General features: G+C 37.0%; 7 protein-coding genes. All 7 read right to left on the bottom strand.

Annotated elements, in window-relative coordinates:
- Window positions 1–353: phage tail protein I (locus KDE13_RS09410; protein ID WP_212143703.1), on the bottom strand; the 353-nt coding region annotated here is incomplete at its 3' end.
- The gene (locus KDE13_RS09415) at window positions 350–1,435 is read right to left on the bottom strand and encodes a baseplate assembly protein (RefSeq protein ID WP_212143704.1); all 1,086 of its coding nucleotides are present in this window, start codon (window positions 1,433–1,435) and stop codon (window positions 350–352) included. The genes KDE13_RS09410 and KDE13_RS09415, both read right to left, overlap by 4 nt.
- A complete protein-coding gene (locus KDE13_RS09420; protein ID WP_212143705.1) occupies window positions 1,428–1,715 on the bottom strand; it encodes a GPW/gp25 family protein in 288 nt (95 codons plus the stop codon). Before KDE13_RS09420 ends, KDE13_RS09415 begins: the two co-directional genes overlap by 8 nt.
- A 2-nt stretch (window positions 1,716–1,717) precedes the next feature.
- Window positions 1,718–2,341: a phage baseplate assembly protein V gene (locus KDE13_RS09425; protein ID WP_229204423.1), complete on the bottom strand. Its 624-nt coding sequence runs from the start codon at window positions 2,339–2,341 to the stop codon at window positions 1,718–1,720.
- Window positions 2,322–2,711 (bottom strand): hypothetical protein, encoded by a 390-nt coding sequence (locus KDE13_RS09430; protein ID WP_212143706.1) that lies wholly within the window; start codon window positions 2,709–2,711, stop codon window positions 2,322–2,324. Before KDE13_RS09430 ends, KDE13_RS09425 begins: the two co-directional genes overlap by 20 nt.
- Before the next feature lies 1 nt (window position 2,712).
- Window positions 2,713–2,946 carry a hypothetical protein gene (locus KDE13_RS09435; protein ID WP_212143707.1) on the bottom strand — a complete coding sequence of 78 codons (234 nt, stop codon included), beginning with the start codon at window positions 2,944–2,946 and terminating at the stop codon, window positions 2,713–2,715.
- The coding region (locus tag KDE13_RS09440) for a hypothetical protein (protein WP_212143708.1) at window positions 2,943–3,290 on the bottom strand (348 nt) is incomplete at its 5' end. The genes KDE13_RS09435 and KDE13_RS09440, both read right to left, overlap by 4 nt.

Here is a 3,290-nt window from a genome sequence, read left to right on the forward strand (position 1 = left end):
CCTGTATTGCTTACTTTAAAAATAAGTTTAAAATGGTAAGGCTGTGCGTTATAACTAAACCACTCCTTAACCTCACACTTATTTAAAAATGTCTTTAAAGCCTTATTTAAGGCATAAAATGTACCTGAGTAGTAGTGAATTTTAAAAGCATTATGCAAAAGCTCACGAGCCAAGCTTTGGCTAAGTCCGTCAATGTCTACATCAAACGAAGTAGCTAAAATAGGTAAAAGCTGAGCTGGGCAAGTATCGGCTAAGGTGTTAATTACGCTGATGTCTAATCCATCAAGCTTGATGCCAAAGAAATCATCTAGCTTTTTATCAAATTTGCTTTTATGTTTTGGTAATAAACTCATAGCTTAGCCTTTTTGTAAGATATATTAAAATTTATCTTTACAAAGCTATCATCGCCCACTTTTATATCACTTGTTGGATTTGCTAAATTTACTCTATACACTCCGTTTTTATGAAGGACAGAATATATGTAGCTTAAATTTAGGTCTTCGCCTAGATTTAAAGTGCTTGATGTGGCTTTTATGGTTTTATCTATCTCGTCTTGCATAAACATATCGATTAGCTCTAAATTTGCTTTTATCTCGACATTTATTATATTTGCATTTGCTACTATCACGCTATCGGTTAGTGGTCGCACCTTTTCGCCGCTTAGATGATCCGCCACGCTTTGTCTTGTCTCTTCGCTCATGTCGGTTGTTTTTAGATATACATTTACTACTCCTGCACCGCCGTTTAGCACGCTAACTTCCTGCACCTTTGCATTTGCGGACATTGCTTGATAGATATAGGCTTTAGCACTTCCTGCGGTTGAAAAACGTTTGAGTGAAAGCACAGCTCTTTGGCGTAATCTATCATCACTTTCAACTTCGGCTCCGCCTATAAAATCGCTCTCTTGTTTTGCGGTGAGCACGAAAGGAAGCGGAGTTTGGATTAGCTCGCATTTGATTACGCTTGATTTTACATAGCTATCAAGCACGCTTATACCCATTATCTCTTTACTGCCGGCTTTTATGCTTAGGCTATCTTTTAATGTAGCCGTCTCGCCGTCTTTACTTACGAGCACAAGACCTGCTGGGATAAAAACATCATAATCAAGTGCCGTTGAAAGAGCGAATTTAATGCTTGCCGTAGGCTTTTCACCCTTTAAACGCTCAATTCCATAAATTGAAACCACGTTATCAAGATCCGAACCACTTGCATAAGGCAAAAGCATACTTTTAACACTCTCATTTATCCTAGCTCTTAAAATTAGCTCCCTGTAAGCCAAAGTTTCAAGCAAGGCTGAGTAGTTATCACTTTCTAAAAGTGAAATTTCATCATCGTTTAGATACTTTTTAAAAAGATTTTTAATGTTTGTTAATAGCTCATCATAATCAAGCTCTTCAATAACATTTGGATATGGCAAATTCTTTAAATTAAGCATTACTTATCTCCATTTCATTACCGTTAGCAAAGATTATTTTAAATTTCAAAGAGTGGTTTTGTAAGCTTATTAACCTTACTTCACTAATTTTTACTCTCTTTTCCCATTTTTCTACTGCTTGAGTGACATAACAAGCAAGATCAGCTCTAAAGTTATCATCTACTTTTCTATCGATTAGTTCAAAAATCCTACTGCCATACTCTGGTAGCATCACGCGAGTACCTAATGGAGTAAGCAAAATGTCTTTGATAGAGTTTTTAATACTTACTAAATATTTCATATTTAATCTCTTGAATATCCGTTATTTGTATGATCGCTTAGGTTTCCGAGAGCATCGCTTACTAAGCCACCAAAATTTGCATCACCACCAGCAGTGATTGAACCTGTGATAACAACATTACCGTTTATCTCAAAGCTACCAGCATCTCCACCACTTCCAGCTGTGCTTATGCTTCCTTGAATAAGAGTATTTCCAAGAAGCTTTATATTTGGGCTTTTTATGGTAGTGTCGTTCGCATTTACCAGCACGTTTTTAGCACTCAAATTTGCGTTATCACAAGTAATGTTTATCTGCTTTGGACTTGAAATGCTAAGTGTGCTAATTGCTGTGTTGTAGCTTATGCTTACTCCATCCTCAAAAGTACAAATTTGCGTTTTTGTATCTGTGCTTGGTGTAGTGTGAGCTTCTTGATATACCGAGCGAAGTATTACGCCACTGTTTAGGCTACCACGTACAGGTAAAACTACCGCTTGTTCACCCACGCGAATAGGCACAAAGGTACGAGCGAAAGAATTTGCCATTTGGATTACGGGTAAAAAATCAGTTACCATATCGCCGATCTTTACTCTGGCTCTGTCGGCTCTTATCTCTGAAATTATGCCAATTTCAATAAAGTCCATCTTCATCTATTTGCCTTATATGTTCATTAAAATTCTTGCCAACGCCTTTACGACGAATGCCAAATTTAATCTCTTTTACATCATCGTGGATATTGTTTAGTTTTTCACGATTTAGCTGGTTATCAAGCATAATTTTTTCAGTCAGTGCACGTGTGGCTTCGGTTGATTTATTTATCGCCTCATTATGTTTATCAATTACGCTGGTTAATAACTCAATAGACTTAGAACTCTGCCTTTGTGCGTAGTAAAATACTATAAGCAACACACTAATTACACATATAAATAAAAATACTAAAAACTCATTTAGCCCCCACGTTGCTGCTGAGTTTATAAGCTCGGCGGTCTGTTTTATCTCATCACTTACTGAAATATCCATTTTATCCCTTTATCCCAAGACATTGTTTTAATAAGCTTTCGCACTCGCGGTAATAAATCATTATTGTTTTATCGGTTTTAAACGTGCCATCTGAGAGTGGTTTTTTTGGTAGTGTTGCATTGCATCTTACCGGTACTAGCTTTTCTTTATATATGATATGTGGCTCTGGTATGTGTTTTTCCGCACAGCCCGCAAAAAACAAAGCAAGCACTGCAAAAATAATCAAATTTTTCATTGTTTATCCTTATTTTTGTCCGAAAAATCAGACAAGTCTTTAGTGTGGGATCTAGCCGATGAGGCTGGTCGTAAGGACAGGCTTTGCTCATCCGCGAAGTCAAGGAATAATTCCTTATAAGCGGCAAGTTCGGCTTCACAGCTTTTATCTTTGAGATAAATTTTCTTTATTCGCTCCACATCTTTATTTGGTGTGTTACTAATTTGCACGGCAGTGGCTTTTATGGCTTGGTTTTGAGAAGCGAGAGTGGCATCACAATGGGCTAGATTTGCTTTTAAAGTAGCCTTATCGGTCGTTAGCTCCTCCGCTTTTTTAGTTAGATCTTCATTGCTTTTTTCTAAAAT

The organism is Campylobacter anatolicus, from assembly GCF_018145655.1.
Taxonomy (GTDB): domain Bacteria; phylum Campylobacterota; class Campylobacteria; order Campylobacterales; family Campylobacteraceae; genus Campylobacter_A; species Campylobacter_A anatolicus.

What these genes read in the sequence shown, in the direction of transcription:
- KDE13_RS09430 (WP_212143706.1), bottom strand. Translation starts at nt 2,711, where the DNA reads ATGGATATTTCAGTAAGTGATGAGATAAAACAGACCGCCGAGCTTATA.
- KDE13_RS09425 (WP_229204423.1), bottom strand. Translation starts at nt 2,341, where the DNA reads ATGAAGATGGACTTTATTGAAATTGGCATAATTTCAGAGATAAGAGCC.
- KDE13_RS09435 (WP_212143707.1), bottom strand. Translation starts at nt 2,946, where the DNA reads ATGAAAAATTTGATTATTTTTGCAGTGCTTGCTTTGTTTTTTGCGGGC.
- KDE13_RS09420 (WP_212143705.1), bottom strand. Translation starts at nt 1,715, where the DNA reads ATGAAATATTTAGTAAGTATTAAAAACTCTATCAAAGACATTTTGCTT.
- KDE13_RS09415 (WP_212143704.1), bottom strand. Translation starts at nt 1,435, where the DNA reads ATGCTTAATTTAAAGAATTTGCCATATCCAAATGTTATTGAAGAGCTT.